The 16,378-nt window shown below is 71.9% G+C and carries 20 protein-coding genes; 10 read left to right on the top strand and 10 right to left on the bottom strand.

Annotated elements, in window-relative coordinates; genetic code table 11:
• The first annotated feature begins 16 nt into the window (after positions 1 to 16).
• Positions 17 to 469 (top strand): MarR family winged helix-turn-helix transcriptional regulator, encoded by a 453-nt coding sequence (locus tag JOD65_RS18680; protein ID WP_204811273.1) that lies wholly within the window; start codon positions 17 to 19, stop codon positions 467 to 469.
• Positions 470 to 495: 26 nt separating this feature from the next.
• Complete coding sequence (locus tag JOD65_RS18675; protein WP_191195094.1) at positions 496 to 1,056, top strand: sugar O-acetyltransferase; 561 nt, start codon at positions 496 to 498, stop codon at positions 1,054 to 1,056.
• A 16-nt stretch (positions 1,057 to 1,072) separates the two neighbouring features.
• Here JOD65_RS18675 and JOD65_RS18670 read toward each other — a convergent pair whose 3' ends face one another.
• The gene (locus tag JOD65_RS18670) at positions 1,073 to 1,447 is read right to left on the bottom strand and encodes a thioesterase family protein (RefSeq protein WP_191195095.1); all 375 of its coding nucleotides are present in this window, start codon (positions 1,445 to 1,447) and stop codon (positions 1,073 to 1,075) included.
• A gap of 112 nt (positions 1,448 to 1,559) precedes the next feature.
• Here JOD65_RS18670 and JOD65_RS18665 point away from each other — a divergent pair, with 112 nt between their 5' ends.
• A complete protein-coding gene (locus JOD65_RS18665) occupies positions 1,560 to 2,060 on the top strand; it encodes a SigE family RNA polymerase sigma factor (protein WP_307821258.1) in 501 nt (166 codons plus the stop codon).
• Positions 2,057 to 3,460 carry a hypothetical protein gene (locus tag JOD65_RS18660; protein WP_191195097.1) on the top strand — a complete coding sequence of 468 codons (1,404 nt, stop codon included), beginning with the start codon at positions 2,057 to 2,059 and terminating at the stop codon, positions 3,458 to 3,460. Before JOD65_RS18665 ends, JOD65_RS18660 begins: the two co-directional genes overlap by 4 nt.
• Before the next feature lie 4 nt (positions 3,461 to 3,464).
• Here JOD65_RS18660 and JOD65_RS18655 read toward each other — a convergent pair whose 3' ends face one another.
• From JOD65_RS18655 to JOD65_RS18645, 3 genes are read right to left on the bottom strand one after another with little or no spacing between them, the layout of a single operon-like run.
• Positions 3,465 to 3,944, bottom strand: a complete 480-nt coding sequence (locus JOD65_RS18655) for a GNAT family N-acetyltransferase (RefSeq protein WP_191195098.1) — start codon at positions 3,942 to 3,944, stop codon at positions 3,465 to 3,467.
• A gap of 10 nt (positions 3,945 to 3,954) precedes the next feature.
• Entirely contained in the window at positions 3,955 to 5,625 is a 1,671-nt protein-coding gene (locus JOD65_RS18650; RefSeq protein ID WP_191195099.1) for an acetolactate synthase, read from the bottom strand.
• Positions 5,626 to 5,635: 10 nt separating this feature from the next.
• Complete coding sequence (locus JOD65_RS18645; protein WP_191195100.1) at positions 5,636 to 6,490, bottom strand: DUF2785 domain-containing protein; 855 nt, start codon at positions 6,488 to 6,490, stop codon at positions 5,636 to 5,638.
• A 92-nt stretch (positions 6,491 to 6,582) separates the two neighbouring features.
• Between JOD65_RS18645 and JOD65_RS18640 the strand changes: the two genes are divergently transcribed.
• Positions 6,583 to 8,061, top strand: coding sequence for a sensor histidine kinase (locus JOD65_RS18640; protein WP_191195101.1), 1,479 nt, complete (start codon positions 6,583 to 6,585; stop codon positions 8,059 to 8,061).
• A 2-nt stretch (positions 8,062 to 8,063) separates the two neighbouring features.
• On the opposite strand, the gene JOD65_RS18635 is transcribed toward JOD65_RS18640, so the two are convergent.
• Entirely contained in the window at positions 8,064 to 8,315 is a 252-nt protein-coding gene (locus tag JOD65_RS18635; protein ID WP_056601527.1) for a WhiB family transcriptional regulator, read from the bottom strand.
• Positions 8,316 to 8,534: 219 nt separating this feature from the next.
• Between JOD65_RS18635 and JOD65_RS18630 the strand changes: the two genes are divergently transcribed.
• Positions 8,535 to 8,894: a hypothetical protein gene (locus tag JOD65_RS18630; RefSeq protein ID WP_191195102.1), complete on the top strand. Its 360-nt coding sequence runs from the start codon at positions 8,535 to 8,537 to the stop codon at positions 8,892 to 8,894.
• Here JOD65_RS18630 and JOD65_RS18625 read toward each other — a convergent pair.
• The 4 genes from JOD65_RS18625 to sodN all read right to left on the bottom strand — a co-directional run bounded on the left by JOD65_RS18625 (position 8,891) and on the right by sodN (position 11,485).
• Positions 8,891 to 9,736 carry an RNA polymerase sigma factor SigF gene (locus JOD65_RS18625; RefSeq protein WP_191195103.1) on the bottom strand — a complete coding sequence of 282 codons (846 nt, stop codon included), beginning with the start codon at positions 9,734 to 9,736 and terminating at the stop codon, positions 8,891 to 8,893. The two genes, JOD65_RS18630 and JOD65_RS18625, sit on opposite strands and share 4 nt — an antisense overlap.
• Before the next feature lies 1 nt (position 9,737).
• Positions 9,738 to 10,154: an ATP-binding protein gene (locus tag JOD65_RS18620; RefSeq protein WP_191195104.1), complete on the bottom strand. Its 417-nt coding sequence runs from the start codon at positions 10,152 to 10,154 to the stop codon at positions 9,738 to 9,740.
• 55 nt (positions 10,155 to 10,209) lie between these two features.
• On the bottom strand, positions 10,210 to 10,857 hold the full coding sequence (locus tag JOD65_RS18615) for a GNAT family N-acetyltransferase (protein ID WP_191195105.1): 648 nt from the start codon (positions 10,855 to 10,857) through the stop codon (positions 10,210 to 10,212).
• A 226-nt stretch (positions 10,858 to 11,083) separates the two neighbouring features.
• Positions 11,084 to 11,485, bottom strand: a complete 402-nt coding sequence (gene sodN / locus JOD65_RS18610; RefSeq protein ID WP_191195106.1) for a superoxide dismutase, Ni — start codon at positions 11,483 to 11,485, stop codon at positions 11,084 to 11,086.
• 50 nt (positions 11,486 to 11,535) lie between these two features.
• Between sodN and JOD65_RS18605 the strand changes: the two genes are divergently transcribed.
• The 4 genes from JOD65_RS18605 to JOD65_RS18590 all read left to right on the top strand — a co-directional run bounded on the left by JOD65_RS18605 (position 11,536) and on the right by JOD65_RS18590 (position 14,987).
• Entirely contained in the window at positions 11,536 to 11,916 is a 381-nt protein-coding gene (locus JOD65_RS18605) for a S24/S26 family peptidase (protein ID WP_307821257.1), read from the top strand.
• Between the two features lie 20 nt (positions 11,917 to 11,936).
• Positions 11,937 to 13,109 (top strand): NAD(P)-dependent malic enzyme, encoded by a 1,173-nt coding sequence (locus JOD65_RS18600; protein ID WP_191195108.1) that lies wholly within the window; start codon positions 11,937 to 11,939, stop codon positions 13,107 to 13,109.
• Between the two features lie 573 nt (positions 13,110 to 13,682).
• On the top strand, positions 13,683 to 14,012 hold the full coding sequence (locus JOD65_RS18595; RefSeq protein WP_191195109.1) for a hypothetical protein: 330 nt from the start codon (positions 13,683 to 13,685) through the stop codon (positions 14,010 to 14,012).
• A gap of 57 nt (positions 14,013 to 14,069) precedes the next feature.
• Entirely contained in the window at positions 14,070 to 14,987 is a 918-nt protein-coding gene (locus tag JOD65_RS18590; RefSeq protein WP_191195110.1) for a DUF6910 family protein, read from the top strand.
• Positions 14,988 to 15,108: 121 nt separating this feature from the next.
• Here the strand turns inward: JOD65_RS18590 and JOD65_RS18585 are convergent, their stop codons facing one another.
• Entirely contained in the window at positions 15,109 to 16,320 is a 1,212-nt protein-coding gene (locus tag JOD65_RS18585) for a D-arabinono-1,4-lactone oxidase (protein ID WP_191195111.1), read from the bottom strand.
• Positions 16,321 to 16,378: the final 58 nt, after the last annotated feature.

Below are 16,378 nucleotides of genomic sequence, written 5' to 3'. Positions count from 1 at the left end.
TGACTATCATGGACCCGTGCAGACCACGACGTCAACGGACGACCAGCCCAACGTCGGCGTGCTGATGTACGTCGCCGCCCGGTCGCTGGAGGCCCGGGCGTACGACGCTGTGGTGGCCGCGGGCGCCACCGACGTGACCCCCACCCAGGCCCGCCTGATGGCCCAGGTCGACCCGGACGGCACCCGGACCGTGACGCTGGCGGCGCGTGCCCGGATCACGAAGCAGTCGGCAGGGTTCCTCGTGGACCAGCTCGAGGGCTCGGGCTACGTCGAACGCGTCCCGGACCCGGCCGACGGGAGGGCGAAGCGCGTCCGGCTCACGGCGCGTGGCCGCGCCGTGGGGGACGCCGCGGACGCGGTCGTCGCCGAGGCCCTGGGGGAGTGGGAGCAGCACCTCGGGGCGTCCCGCATGCGGGAGCTGGAGGCGACGATGAGGATGCTGCGCCAGGTCACCGACCCGTGGGCCTGACCGAGCCTGCCTTGTACGTTGGCGCGATGAGCGAGAAGAGCATGCGGGAGCGGATGCTGGCGGGGGAGCCCTACATCTCCGATGACCCCGTCCTGGCCGAGGAGTCGCAACGCGCCCAGGGGCTCGCGCACCGGATCAACACCATGGACCCCAACGACGCGAACGGTCGGCGCGTGCTGCTCGAGGAGCTGCTGGGCGGCCTCGGTGAGCACAGCGAGGTCCGGCCGCCGCTCCAGTGCGACTACGGCTACCAGACCACGATCGGCGCCCGCACCTTCGTCAACTGGGGCGTGACCTTCCTCGACGTCGCCGCGATCACGATCGGCGACGACGTCCAGATCGGCCCGAACGTCCAGCTGCTGACCGCCACCCACCCGCTCGAGCCCCAGCCCAGGCGTGACAAGTGGGAGGCCGCCGAGCCCATCACGATCGGCGACAACGTGTGGCTCGGTGGCGGCGTCATCGTCTGCCCCGGCGTCACCATCGGTGCCGACACCGTCGTGGGTGCGGGGTCGGTCGTCACCCGCGACCTGCCCGCCGGGGTCGTCGCCGTCGGGTCCCCGGCCCGGGTGCTCCGCGAGCTCTGAGTGCTGGTGCGGCCGGTCAGAGCCGCGACATGAACCGCTCCGCGTCGACGACGACCCGGGTGATCTCCCCGGCGGCGAGGACCTTCCCGCTGGCTGCGTCGCGGGCGCTCACGGTGAACCGGTGGAGGCGGCCGTCCTCGTAGGCGCTGGACGCGCTGACCTCGACCTCGGCGCCGACCGGGCTCGCCGCGAGGTGCTCGACCTGCACCCGCGTGCCGACGCTGGTCGACCCGTCCGGGAGCACAGGCGCGACGCACGCGCAGGTCGCGGCCTCCAGCCACGCCAGCAGTCGCGGCGTACCGAGGACGGGCAGCGACCCGCTGCCGACAGCCGCGGCGGTGTCGTCGTCGGTGACCACGTACGTCAGCGTGGCGGGCTCGAGCTGCGGCATGGGCAGGCCTTCCGGGAATCATGGGGTCGGTGGGGCAACCTGAGGGACTGACACACGTCTACCAGACATGAGCGCGAGGGCAGCAGGGGTGGGGATCGGGATGGAGCCGTCGGTGGACATCACCGAGCTCTACGCCGCCCACCGGCTCTCGCTGGTGAGGATGGCCGTGCTGCTGGTCGACGACTTCGCCTCGGCCGAGGACGTCGTCCAGGACGCGTTCGCTGCGCTCGCCCGCCGCCCGGACGCGGTGAAGGATCCGTCGAAGGCGCTGGCCTACCTCCGGGTGTCGGTGGTCAACACGGCTCGCTCGGCGCTGCGCAGGCGGCGTACGGCCCGCGCGTACTCGCCCCCTCACGACCTGTCACCACCCTCGCCCGAGGACAGCGCGGTGCTGGCGGAGGAGCACCGGGAGGTCATCGAGGCGTTGCAGCAGCTCGCCCCCCGGCAGCGGGAGGTCCTGGTGCTGCGCTACTGGTCGAACCTGTCCGAGGCCGAGATCGCGCAGACGCTCGCGATCAGCCAGGGCACGGTCAAGTCGACCGCCAGCCGCGCGCTCGTCGCGTTGGAGAAGGCCATGAAGTCCACGACGAGCTCGGGGAAGGGGGAGCGATGAGCACGCCGGACACGATGTCGGAGATGGAGGACCGGCTGCGCGCCGCGCTCGCCGCGCGCGCCGAGCAGGTGCGGCCCGAACACCTCGCCCCGCTGAGCCCCGTCGTGCAGCTGCGACCGCGCTGGCAGTCACCGTGGGTGCTGCTCGCCACCGCGGCGGTGGTGCTGCTGGTGCTCGGCGTGGTCCTGCAGGGGCTGTCCCGCAACCCGCGCTCCGACGACGTCGCGCCGAAGCCCGACGCACCGAAGGTCGAGGTGCCGTCCGACGTCGGTCGGAACTGGGAGCGCAACGACTCCGATCGACAGCCGCGGCTCGATCTCGACGGCGACGGCAGCTACGAGACGGTCGTCTTCCGGGGCGAGCCGACCAAGGACTTCGACGGCCGCTACCGGCTGGAGACGACGCTCAGCAGCACGGGCGAGGTGGCCTACGGCATCGCGGAGCTCGGGACGACGATCGCCACCAACGTGCTCGACCCGATCGACGCCGACGGCGACGGCGACCAGGAGCTGGTGCTCTACCACGACGACTTCGTCAACGGTGGCTATCCGCTCGTCTTCGACCTGCGGGACGGCCTCCTCGTCCAGGCGGTCGCGGCAGACCCCGAGCTGCTCCTGCGGGGTGAGGTCCCGGTGCCGGGCACCCGGACCGCGCACTACGAGATGGTGCGGATCCAGGACTACTGGTTGGAGGGCGGCAGGCTCTGGTCGAGCAGGTCGGTCAACAGCTATGCGGCCGGCAACATGACCCTCGCGCGTCCGAGGTCCATCGTGCTCGACACCTGGAGCTGGCAGCTCACCGACGCCGGCGTGCTCGTTGCGGTCGAGGAGGGCTGCGTGCGTGACAGCGCCGAGGGGGGCCGCACGCCCTGCGAGGAGGGCGCGATCGACGACCTCCCGACGGACGGCGACGTGGCGCGGCAGACGTTCGGGCCGGGAGAGGGCGCGCGGTTCGAGCAGGGCTACCGCTACACCGCACGGATCGAGGACGGGGCGCCGCCGGTCCTAGTGGTGGAGAGTGACGACGGTCCCGCGATCCGGCACGAGCTGGAGGTCGACGACCCGCGGGTCTCCACGGTGCAGCCGATCTCCGTCATGTCCGACGGCGCGTCGTTCCTCGTGACCTCCGCGTCGGACCCGTCGTACGTCCGGGTGCTCGCGCAGGACGGCGACCGACTGCAAGTCCTCGAGCCGGTGGGCGAGGTCGAGCTCGCCGACGACGATTCGTCGCGCACGTGGCTGACGAGCCGCGGAGGCCTGGTCACGGCCGTCGCCGACGACGACGGGACGTGGCGGACCTGGGGGTGGCAGCTGCTCCGTGGCGGACGGATGACCGGCATCCCGACCGGCACGGTCTGCTTCGACGACCCCACCGACCCGTCGACGGTCCGCCGCTGCTGACGCCTCAGAAGGTCTTGCTGAACGCCAGCAGGTCGACCCCGGGCACCGGCGACCAGTCGCGGCCGGGGTCACGGGTGTAGCCGAGGCGCCCGTAGACCTTGTGCGCGGCGGCCATCGTCGCGAGCGACGACAACGCCATGCCGGATGCCCCGTGCTCGCGGGCCCGTTCCTCGCACAGCCGGGCGAGGGCGGTGCCCGCACCCGATCCTTGGGCAGCCGGATCGACCGCGAGCATCCGGAACTCGCCCTCGTCGTCGCGCCCGATCTCGCGCCACGGGGAGCCGGGCGGGCAGTAGGTGACGACGCCGACGACCCGGTCCTCGATCGCGGCCACCCACACCTCGGCCTGCGCGTCACGGGTCGCGACGTCGTGCAGCCGCTCGCGGTAGTCGTCCTCGGCGCCGGTCAGGAGCGGGTCGTACGCCGCCACGCACACGTCGCCGGCGGCGGCGTGCTCCCCGGGCCGGATCCGGCGGATCTCCACGACGGGGACCTCAGATGCCGAAGGTGTTGCGCGGGTAGGCCGCCTCGACGTCGGTGATCACGTTGACGAGGTAGGGCACGCCCGAGGCGTACGCCCGGTCGAGGGCGGGCCCGATCTGCTTCGGGTCGGTCACGGTCTCGCCCGCGCCGCCGAGTGCCTTGACCACGTCGTCGTACGGCGTGCGCTGGGCGAGGTCGGCGACGACGTCGTAGCCGTAGAGCATCTGCATCGGGCCCTTCTCCAGGCCCCAGGCGGAGTTGTTGCCCATCACCATGACGACCGGCAGGTCGTGGCGCACCAGCGTGTCGACGTCCATCAGCGAGAAGCCGGCGGCGCCGTCGCCGAGGAGGAGCGTGACCTGGGCGCTCGGCCGCGCGACGCGGGCCGCGATCGCCGCGCCGAGACCGGCGCCGAGGCAGCCGTAGGGGCCGGGGTCGAGCCAGCCGCCGGGCCGCTTCGGCTCGACGTACTTCCCGGCGAAGGAGACGAAGTCGCCGCCGTCGCCGATCACGACCGAGTCGTCCTCGAGGCGGGGGACCAGCTCGCCGTAGATGCGGGCGGGGTGGATCGGGTCGGCCTCGGCGGTGAGGAGCTGCGCATCCCTCTCCGCGGCGGCCTTCACCTGGTCGCGCAGCGTGTCGGCCCACGCGTGCCAGTCGGGCTTGTCGCCGCCCTCGATCGCCCTCTGCAGACCGTCGAGGACCGTGGTCAGGTCGCCCGCGACGGACGCGGCGAGCTCGGCGTGACCGGAGACCTGGCCGGGGGAGTCGGCGATGTGGACGACGCGGGCGAACTCGCCCGTCGGGTTCTTGTCCGGGCCGCCGAAGGCGCCGTAGCCGAGGCGGAAGTCGAGGGGGGTGCCCACGACGACCACCAGGTCCGCCCCGGACAGCGCCGCACCGCGGGCCTTGGTGACCAGCGAGCGGTGCCCGCCGGGGATGACGCCGCGGCCCATGCCGTTGGTGAGCGTCGGGATGCCGAGGTCCTCGACGAAGCGCAGCGCGGCCGCCTCCGCGTGGTCGGCCCACACGTCGGTGCCGAGGATGAGGACGGGACGCTGCGCCCGCGCGAGCAGGCCGGCGATGGTGGCGATGGCGTCGCCGTCGGGCTCGATGCGGGTGCCCTCGCCCGACCCGACGGTGCCGGACGCCGAGTTGAAGAACTCGTCCATCGGCACGTCGACGAACACCGGGCCGCGGTGGCTCGAGCGGGCCAGGGTGAAGGCCTCGTCGACGCCGGCCGCGACGTCACCCGCGGTCATGATGGTGCTCGCCGCCTTCGCGACCGGAGCGATGATCGGCGGCTGGTCGAGCTCCTGCAGCGAGCCGGTGCCCCATCGGTTCTGCGGGGCGCGGCCGCCGACCACGACCATCGGGGAGCCGGCGAACTGGGCCTGCGCGATCGCGCTGATGCCGTTGGTGACGCCGGGACCGGCGGTGAGGACGGCGAGCCCGGGGACGCGGGTGAGCTTGCCGGTCGCCTCGGCGGCGAAGGCGGCGGTCTGCTCGTGGCGCACGTCGAGCAGCCGCATCTGCGGCTCCTGGCCATCCTGGTTGATCCGCACTGCGCCGTCGTACATCGGGAAGACGTGGGCGCCGGAGAGGGTGAACATCGTCTCCACGCCGTGCGCGCGGGCGACGTGCACGGCCAGCTCGCCGCTGTGACCGGAAATATCGCTCATGCCCCGCAGGTTAGCGGGTGTCTACTCGCAGGTAGGGAGCGTTGGTCATCCGCAGCGCGTCGATCACGACGAGGAGCAGGTCGGGCCGCACAGCGGGCGGCTCGTGACCCAGCGAGAGGTGCAGGAAGAGCGCGCGGAGGAACGCCTGCGGCGCGGCCGTCAGGGCGTAGGGGTCGTGGTCGACCACCCCTCGGTAGGGGTTGGCCGCGGCCCCGAGGCGGTGCACCCACGGCTCGAGGGTGTCGACGCCGAGCGTGTTGCGCCGCAGGACCTGCATCACCGCGGCGGCGAGGCGGTCCGGCTCACCGGAGGCCAGGGGAGCGTCGGCCGGCTGGTCGAGCAGGCGCTCGGCCACGATGTCGAGGAGCACCGTGTGCTCCGGCCCCGCGAGGTGGGGGGACTCGGCGAGCGCGCCCAACGTGTCGGCGCCGTGGGCGACCGTGTGCGCCCACCCCTTCTCCAGGACGTAGCCGCGGGTGTCGCGCTCGGCGAGGAACCAGGTCATCGCCCGGTCGCCCCACTCGAGGATCTTCGCGCCCGGCAGCAGGTGCCGCTCGTTGTCACGCTCGATGCACGCGCCCAGGATCAGGGCGCTGAAGCTGCGTCGGAAGACGCTGTCGGTCCCGTCCTCGCCGAGCCCGACCGAGAGCCCGGCGACCATGCCGTCGCCGAGCCCGGCGAGCAGGTCGTCGTAGACGCCGTTGGCGATCCACGTGGCGAGGGCGGGGAAGGCGGTGCCGTCGCGGACCTCGGGCCGGGTGGATCCGAGCATCGCGGTGAGCTCGGCCGTCAGCTCGTCGAGCGGGCGGTCCGAGGGGACCTCGAACCCGGCCTTCTGCACCTGGTCCCAGTAGCCGATCGACATGCGCCCCATCCTGCCAGCCCCCTCGGACGTTGCCCCATCCCGGCCTCGGACGCTGCCCCAGCCCGGCCTCGGGCTGGCCCTAGGCTGGCGGGGTGCCCTCCCTCCACGAGCTCGTGCGAGCCCACACCGACCTCGTCGAGGACGACGTCGCGTGGCTCCAGCTGCTCATGGCGGACTGGCAGATCCTCGCCGACCTCTCCTTCGCGGACCTCGTGCTGTGGCTCGCGGACCGCGAGGGCAAGGGCTACTGGGCGGGCGGCCAGATGCGCCCCACGACCGGCCCGACGGCGCTGGTGGACGACGTCCTGGGGACCTTCATCCCGACCGGTCGCCGCCGGATGCTCGACGAGGCCTTCACGACCGGGCGCCTGGTGCGCGAGGGCGACCCGGAGTGGCGCGACGACGTGCCGGTGAGGGTGGAGGTCATCCCCGTGCGCCGGGCCGGCCGGGTGATCGCGACGATCGGTCGCAACACCAACCTGCTCGGCGTACGCACGCCCAGCCGGCTCGAGCTCAGCTATCTCCAGACGGCGGCCGACCTGACGCAGATGATCGCCGCGGGGCACTTCCCGCTCAGCGACCAGCGCAGCGACCACGCCGACTCACCGCGGGTGGGCGACGGGTTCGTCCGTCTCGACCCGGCCGGCCGCGTCGTCTACGCCAGTCCCAACGGGCTGTCGGCCTACCGCCGGCTCGGCCTGCAGGGCGACCTCGCCGGCCTGGTCCTCACCGACCTGACGCGCGAGCTGGTGCCGGCCCGCAGGCGGCCGGACGAGGAGACGCTGAGCGCCGTGCTGGGCGGCCGCGACGGGCGCGCGACCGAGGTCGGCACCGACGAGGTCACACTCATCGTGCGCAGCATCCCGCTGCGTCCGCAGGGGGAGCGCAGCGGGGCGTTGCTGCTGGTGCGTGACGTCACCGAGCTGCGCAGCCGCGACCGCGAGCTGGTCACCAAGGACGTCACTATCCGCGAGATCCACCACCGGGTGAAGAACAACCTGCAGACGGTCGCCGCGCTGCTGCGCCTGCAGGCGCGTCGTACGGGCGCCGAGGACGCCAAGGCGGCCCTCGAGGAGGCCGTGCGCCGCGTGGGCTCGATCGCGATCGTGCACGAGACGCTGAGCCACGCGGTGGAGGAGACCGTGGACTTCGACGAGATCGCCGACCGGCTCGGCTCGATGGTCGTCGACGTCAGCGGGGTGGAGATGCCGGTGCGCGTCGTGCGGGAGGGTTCCTTCGGCAAGCTGCCCTCGGAGGCGGCCACCCCGCTCGCGATGGTGCTGACCGAGCTGCTGCAGAACGCCGTCGAGCACGGCTACTCCGACCAGGAGGTCGCGACGGTGGAGCACTCGGGCCGCGTGGTGGTCACCGCGCGCCGCATCGTGGGTCGGCTGCACGTCGTGGTCGAGGACGACGGTCGGGGCCTGCCCGACGACTTCGACCTCGACTCGTCGACCCAGCTGGGCCTGTCGATCGTGCGCACGCTGGTGGAGTCCGAGCTGGGCGGCGTGCTCGAGATCGGCCCCGGGAGCCGTGGCACACGGGTGCAGGCAGACCTGCCGGTCGACTGACGTCAGGCGGTGCGGATGCGCGCGCGGGCGTTGCGGCGCTTCAGCGCGCGACGCTCGTCCTCGCTGAGGCCGCCCCAGACTCCGTGGTCCTGGCCGGCCTCGAGGGCCCAGGCAAGACACTGCTCCCGTACCTCACAACGACGGCAGACCTGCTTGGCCTCCTCGATCTGGAGGATCGCGGGACCGGTGTTGCCGATCGGGAAGAACAGCTCAGGGTCCTCGTCGAGGCATGCGGAGCGGCTGCGCCAATCCATGGGTGGGGGATTCCCTCTTTCACATCACGTCGGGTTGCTGTTTACGGACGTTCAGCTGGGCCCGGGCGCCAGAAAGCGCAGCGACCAGACTTGCAACCTTTGAACGTTCACACAACCCCCAACGCTGGTCGTGTCCGTCACAACTACTGTTGTGCAGTGCCCGTTACGCCGAAGGCTGATCCCCCTGGTCCCGCCCCTGTCGCCCCACCCCCGCTGCAGGTGGCCGCCGCTCTCGTGGCGCTCGAGGCGTTGGTGCTCGTCGTTCTCGCCGTCCTCGAGCTGGCCAACCTCCGCTCGATCCGGCTCACCATGGGCGTCACGACGACGGCGTTCTTCCTCGCCGCCGCGGCCGGGCTGGCGTGGTGCGCCTGGTCGCTGTGGAAGACCCGTCGCTGGGCCCGCGGGCCGGTCGTGATGGCCCAGCTGATCCAGCTGGGACTCGCCTGGAACTTCCGCGACGCCCCGACCACGCTGATGGCGATCGGGCTGGCGGTCGCGGGCGTGGTGGTCATCGCCGGTCTGCTCCACCCGGCGACCACGCAGGTGCTGGAGGAGGACGCGGCCCAGCCCCGGACCTAGTCGACCTCGAGCGACGTACGCAGCTGGGCGAGCGTGCGCGTGAGCAGGCGCGAGACGTGCATCTGCGAGACGCCGATCTCCTCGGCGATCTGCGACTGCGTCATGTTCTTGAAGAAGCGCAGCAGCAGGATCCGCTTCTCGCGGTCGCCGAGCCCCTCGAGGAGCGGCTTGATCGACTCGCGGACCTCGACGTGCTCGATGTTGGCGTCCTCGACGCCGAGCGTGGCGAGCATGGCCGGCGGGCCGTCGTCGTTGTCGTCGGTGGCGTCGAGCGAGAGCGTCGCGTAGGCGTGGGAGGACTCGATGCCCTCCATGATCTCCTCCACCGTGCAGCCGATGACCTCGGCCAGCTCGCGAGGCGTGGGGGAGCGGCCGAGCTTCTGGGTGAGCTCGCCGGTGGCGCTCCCGATCTGCATCCGCAGCTCCTGCAGGCGGCGCGGCACCCGGATCGCCCAGCCCTTGTCGCGGAAGTGGCGCTTGATCTCGCCGATCACCGTCGGCGTCGCGTAGGTGGAGAACTCCACGCCGCGATCGGTCTCGAAGCGGTCGACCGCCTTGATCAACCCGATCGTGCCGACCTGCACGAGGTCCTCGAACGGCTCGCCGCGGTTGCGGAAGCGTCGGGCGCAGTGCTCCACCAACGACAGGTGGAGGTGCACCAGGTCGTCACGCGCCGTCGACCGCACGGCGCTGCTCGCCTCGTCGTCGCGCAGCACGCTGAACAGCTCGGCACTGCGCGCGCGTACGTGCTCGAGACCGCTGGGCACGACGTCGTCGTCGATCCCGCGGTCGTGGGCAGCCTCGGCTGCCGTGTCCCCCGTGTCCCCCGTGGCTGTGCTCATGTCAGAGCTCGGCACCTGTCATTCCCGCAGCGACCGCCGACGTCACCGTGAACCGGACGCGGAAGCGCCCGTCCTCGGATCCGGCCGACGCGTCCTGCGCCATCGTGTCGAGCACCTGCCAGGCGAAGCTCTCGGTGTCGAGCGGGGGGTCGTCGATCGCCTCGGCCTGCAGCTCGACGGTCATCGAGCCGCGGCCGAACCAGAAGCTCGCCACGAGGTCGACGCCCGGGTCGGCCTCGGGGATCACGAGCGCGCTCGCCTCGCCGATGGCGATGCGCAGGTCCTCGATGTCGTCGATCGTGAAGTCGAGCCGGGCCGCGAGCCCGGCGGCCGTGGTGCGGACGATCGTCGCGTAGGCCCCTTCAGCGGGGAGCCGGAGCTCGACGTCGGCGCGAGATGCCCCCGTGTTGTCTGCCATCTGCGTCAATGTCCCGTCCTCGAGCCCGATGCTCCGCACACAGTAACGGTCTCGATCAGCTGAACCACGGACACAGCTGGTCGCGGGTGTGCAGGTCGTGGCGGTGGCGCGGGTCGTGCAGCAGGGGAGCCGGTCTGCCCTCGCCCCGTCCTGCGGGCACCGGCGACGGCGTCACGACCGGCGTCACGACCGGCTCGAGCTCGACCACGACGCCGTACACCCCGTTGCCCTCGTCCTCCAGCGACACCGCGCCCAGGCGGCGGAGCATCCCCAGCGACGCGGGATTGTCCTGCAGCACCTCGGTGACGATGCGGTCCACGCCCGCCGGTCGCCGGCGCATCAGCACCTCGAGCAGCACGGTGGCCACCCCGCGGCCCTGCCACTCGTCCTTGACGGTGACGGCGAGGTCGGCGGCATCGGTGACGTCGGCGTAGCGCACCATCCGAGCCAGCGCGACGGGGTCGTAGACGTCGGGGCTCGTCTCGGCGCACAGCACGAGGGCGATGTGGTCGACGCCGTCGACGTCGTCGACGAGGTGGTCCAGCATCGCGTCGCTGAGGTGCCTGACCGGCGCGAGGAACCGCCGGCGCTGGGACTCGGGGGAGAGCGTCTCGAACTCCGCCATGAGCGCTGCCCGGTCGGTGCGCTCCAGGGGCACGACGAAGGCGTCCGTGCCGTCACGCAGCGCGACCTGCTCGATCATCGGCCCTCCGTCCGCTGGCCCGGAGCCTAGCCAGCGCGAGGGACCGGAACGCACGAACGCCGCACCGACCGGTGGGTCGGTGCGGCGCGTGGTTGGCGTGCGAAGCGGCAAGCCGCTCAGAAGAAGGCCCGAGCGATCCCTGCTGCGCGGTGCCCGCTAGGCCTTCTTCTCGGTCGCGATCTCGCAGGCTCGGTCGCGCTTCATGACTCGAAGGCCTTCACTTCGTTCAGGCCTTCTTCGTCTCCCAGAAGATCTCCGCGATCTCGTCGATCTTGGCGAGCAGCTCGTCGGCCTTGCCGGCGTCGAGCTCACCCTTCGTGCCGGAGGCACCGGCCAGCTTGGTGGCCTCGTTGACCAGCGTGTGCAGCTGGGGGTACTTCTCGAAGTGCGGGGGCTTGAAGTAGTCGGTCCACAGCACCCACAGGTGGTGCTTGACGAGCTCCGAGCGCTGCTCCTTGATGAGGATGGCGCGCGTGCGGAAGTCGGGGTCGTCGTTGTCCGCGACCTTGGCGATGATCGCCTTGATCGACTCGGCCTCGATGCGGGCCTGGGCGGGGTCGTAGACGCCGCACGGCAGGTCGCAGTGGGCGGAGACCTCGACGGTGGGGGCGAGCAGCTGGCGGAGCATCGGGTTCCTCTCGATCGGGAAGATGTGCGTCTGCTGCGACACTACTCCGCGTGAAGCGGCGTCTGCAGCGGGGTCCCGCCCCCCGGGGTGGGCGCTCCGGACCGCCGTTCGGGACGGCTCTGGTCCGGGGTCGGTCGATGGTTCCGACGCTGCGCGAGGGCGACCTGCTGCTCGTCCGGTACGGCGCCCCGCCCCGGCCGGGCGACCTCGTCGTCGCCCGCTTCGTCGACGGCACGGTGGCCGTCAAGCGCGCGGTCGAGGAACGTCGTACGCGCTCCGGCGCAGCCGGCTGGTGGTTGCTGAGCGACAACCCCGACGAGGGGGTCGACTCGCGACACCGCGGACCGGTCCCCGAGGTCGACGTGCTGGCCGTCGTCCGGCTGCGGGTGTGGCCTTCCCCACGCGTGGGACGCAGGCTCCGGGACCGCTGAGCTGTGCGAGTATCGCCGGCATGGTTTCGCACCCGCACGCCGGCGACCCGGTGTTCGACCTGCACGTCGGCGGCAAGATGGAGATCCTCTCGACGGTCGCGCTGGCCGGCCCCGACGAGCTGTCCCTCGCCTACACCCCCGGTGTCGCGCGGGTGTGCGAGGCCATCGCGGCCGACCCGTCGCTGACCCAGCACTACACGTGGGTGCCCAACACGGTCGCCGTCGTCACCGACGGCACCGCCGTCCTCGGCCTCGGTGACATCGGCCCGGCCGCCGCGATGCCGGTGATGGAGGGCAAGGCGGTGCTGTTCAAGCAGTTCGGGGGCGTCGACGCCGTACCGATCTGCCTCGACACCACCGACGTCGAGGAGATCATCGAGACCGTCGTCCGGCTCGCGCCGAGCTTCGGCGGGATCAACCTCGAGGACATCTCCGCGCCACGCTGCTTCGAGATCGAGGCGCGGCTCAAGGAGCGTCTCGACATCCCCGTCTTCCACGACGACCAGCACGGCACCGCCGTCGTCGCGCTCGCCGCCCTGACCAATGCGCTCCGGCTCACCGGTCGTGACGCCGCGACCGTCCGCGTGGTGGTGCAGGGCGCCGGTGCCGCAGGCGTCGCCGTGGCGCGCATCCTGCTCGAGGCGGGCGTCAAGGACATCGCGGTCCTCGACCGGCAGGGCGTACTAAGCTCCTCGCGGTCGGACCTGACCGAGGTCAAGGCGGCGCTGGCCCGCGACACCGCCGACCACTTCGGCCGCCGCGGCACGCTGGCCGACGTGATGGCCGGCGCCGACGTCTACATCGGCGTCTCCGGCGGTCAGGTGCCCGAGGAGATCGTGGCCTCGATGGCCGACGACGCGATCATCTTCGGCCTGGCCAACCCGACGCCCGAGGTGCACCCGGACCTGGCGCACAAGTACGCCCGGGTCGTCGCCACCGGCCGCTCGGACTTCCCCAACCAGATCAACAACGTCCTCGCGTTCCCCGGCATCTTCCGCGGGGCCTTCGACGTGCACGCCACCGCGATCACGGAGGGGATGAAGGTCGCTGCGGCCACCGCCCTCGCCGAGCTCGTCGGTGACGACCTGCGCGAGGACCTGGTCATCCCCTCGCCCTTCGACCCGCGGGTCCCGGGGGCGGTGCGGGAGGCCGTCGCCGACGCTGCCCGGCGCGACGGGGTCGCCCGGCGCTGATAGGCGCCCGCCCGCCCGTCCGCCCGCCCGTGCCGCTCGGTCCTTCGAGGACTTCCTCCGATTCCCGACCCGTTCGGGACGGGCGCCCCTGTTCCTGACGCTCGATCCGGCGGAAGGTGACCGGACGGGCGCCGGCCATTCGGGTCGGCGCCGACGCGGCCACGGGCCGTGCGAGAGAATGGAGGGAGCTCATGGGACGACTGCTCAGCTCGAGCCACTACTCGGCCATCACCTCGACGGTGGCCCTGGCCATCGCCCTGGGCGGCGGCACGGCGTACGCGGCACAACTCATCACGAGCAAGGACATCAAGGACGGGGAAGTGAGGCGGGCCGACATCGCCACGAGCGCTGTCGACTCCCGCAAGGTTGTTGACGGCAGCCTCAAGGCTCGTGACTTCGACTCCGGACAGCTTCCCAGAGGCCCCCAGGGGCCCCCAGGGGTCCCCGGGGCCTCAGGGACCGACCGGGCCGCAAGGCCCTGCCGGACTCCAGGGGCCCGCGGGTCCAGCAGGTGCAAGTGGCGACCTCGACCTCGTCTACGTCCGGACCGGACCCTTGGGCGCTGATCCCGGGGTGACGACGCTCTACCTCTTCTGCCCCGACGGCCTGTCCCCGACTGGGGGCGGGCTGGCAGCGACGGGGTCGGAGACGGTCTTGAGCATGCACGGCTCGTTCCCCTTCGACGACAACATGCTCGGGGGCGGTGCCGACAGCGACACGATCCCAGACAACGGGTGGGGCGTGCAGGTCAACAACGACGGGACGTCCGGCCTGATCTTCGCCGGCTACGCCGTCTGCGGTTCTGCGACGAGGGTCGACCAGGAGTACGTCGTGGTGAGCCCGGCAAGGACGACGAGCGAGAGAACCGCCGAAGGCGTCCGGATCATCGCTCGACCCGGCTGACCACCGCGTGCCCGCGCCAGACCAGCTGACACACGGCATGTCTGGCAGCATCGGGACATGGAGGTCGAGGTGTCGGTGACGGAGCGGCTCCGGTTCGACGACGGGTCACCGGTCAGAGCGGCCTCCGCGGTCGTCCGTCTCGGCGAGGGCCGCCTCGTGGTGTCGGACGACGCGACACACGCGGCGTGGTTCCGCCCAGGCGCCGAGTCGATGCGCGTACGCCTGCTCCCGCCTGTCGAGGGACACGAGGTGTTCGAGGAGGAGTCCGGCACGAAGCACCTCAAGCCCGACCTCGAGACGGCCTGCCGCGTCGAGGTCGACGGCGAGGAGGCGGTGCTCCTGATGGGCTCGGGCTCCTCGCCGAGGAGGATGCGGTGGTGCCTGCTCAGGATGAGGGACGGCGTGCCCGAGGTCATGAGCACAGACATGGACGGGCTGTACGCCGACGTGGCGAGGGCGCTCGACGTCGACCCGGACGACCTCAACCTCGAGGGCGCCTGCATCGTCGGCCGCAGCCTGCGGTGGTTCCACCGAGGCCTGCCCTCGGCCGGCCTGCTCAGCGGGAGCGTCGACCTCGACCTCGATGCAGCTCTGGCCGCCGCTGCCGGACAGCACGGAGCGGACCTGCCGGTCGAGTCGGCGCGAAGCTACGACCTCGGCTCCGTCGACGGCGTCGGCCTGGCGATCACCGACGTCGTCGCGCTCGCGGACGGTGACCTGCTCGCCTGCGCCGCGGCGGAGGACAGCCCCAACCCGCGCGACGACGGGGAGGTGACGGCGACGGCGCTCGCGCGGATCCGCGACGGCGAGGTCGTCGACGTCGTGCCCCTGCCTGACCACGACGGTCGGGTGCTCAAGGTCGAAGGCCTGATGGTGCTCGACGCCGACGAGACGGGGGCGACGTTGTACGCCGTCTCCGACGTCGACGATCCCGACGCGGCGTCCTGGGCGGCCACCCTCCACGTACGTCTCTGACCAGAGCGGCCCGGCGGTCGCCGTGCCGCGGCGTGTCGAACGACCACAACCACGAGTCGTACGCCGAACGGCAGGCGTGGCAGGTCGTGCTGGACGGAGATCTGGTCGTCCGACGCGCCTGCTACTCGAACAGCGGCCGCAGGTGGTCGTTGAGGAACATGCCCTGCGGGTCCAGCTCGCGGCGGAGCGCGACGAAGTCGTCGGCCCGCGGGTAGAGCTCGCGGAGCCGCTCGGGAGTCATGAAGTGCAGCTTGCCCCAGTGGACGCGGGCGTCGAACCCGGCGAGCAGTGCGTCGACCGAGCGCAGGTAGGCCCAGTAGTCGGTGCCCGGCGTGCCGGAGACGGAGATGACGACCGTGGGTGTCCGGAACTGCGGGGAGAGGAAGGCCTCGTCCGGCCCGACCGTGCGCACCTCGAGCGGGTAGACGGAGTCGGGGAGGCTGCGCTGCATCAGCTCGCGCATCGCGTGGAGCGCCTCGGCAGCGCGGTCGAGGGCGACGAAGTACTCCAGCTCGTGGAAGTTGGGGTCGTAGACCATCGGGAAGATCCGGTAGCACCGGTCGACGCGGCGGCCCACGGTGTCGTCGTCCGGCACGTCCGGGCCGACCTCGTCGTAGACCTTGACGTAGCACTGGTCGGCCAGGCGCTCGCCGTGGCCGTCGAGGTTGTAGAGGGCGCCCGACTCCTCGGTCGGCAGCCAGAACATCCCGAAGTGGCGGTGCTCGTCGACCAGCTGGTCCCAGTGCTCCATCACGTCGTCCCAGGTCCGGAGGCTGACGTGCTCACGCAACCGGTAGGCGTCGGTGACCTCGAGCTCGAGCTGCGTCACGACCCCGAGCATCCCCACGGAGACCTGGGCCGCGTGAAGCAGGTCGAGGTCCGCCTCGCCGATCTCGCGCACGTCACCGGTCGCCGTCACGAGGCGTACGCCGCGCACGACGCCGGACAGGCTCGTGTAGCGCGTGCCGGAGCCGTGCGTCCCGGTCGCCACGGCGCCGGCGATCTGCTGGGTGTCGATGTCGCCCTGGTTGCGCAGCGCCAGCCCGACCTCCCACAGAGGTTCGTAGAAGTCACGGATCAGCGTGCCGGGGAGCGCGGTCGCGCGCTTCGCCGCGACGTCGGTGCCGACGACGCCTCGCAGTGCCGAGAGGTCGAGCAGCAGGCCATCGGTCCGGACCACCGGGGTGAACGAGTGCCCGGCGCCCGCGACGCGGACACGCTGGCCGCGCTCGGCGGCCCGGCGTACGAGCGCGGCGACCTCCTCCTCGTCGCGGGGAGCGGCGGTCGACGCGGGCGCGAAGGACTGGTTGCCCACCCAGTTGGTCCAGGTCATGCGGGTCAGCCTGACCAGCGGCGGACCTGCCGTCAACGGGTGGGTTCACCGGCCACCG

It is taken from the genome of Nocardioides cavernae, from assembly GCF_016907475.1.
GTDB lineage: Bacteria > Actinomycetota > Actinomycetes > Propionibacteriales > Nocardioidaceae > Nocardioides > Nocardioides cavernae.
This window is presented reverse-complemented; position numbering and strand designations above follow the sequence as displayed.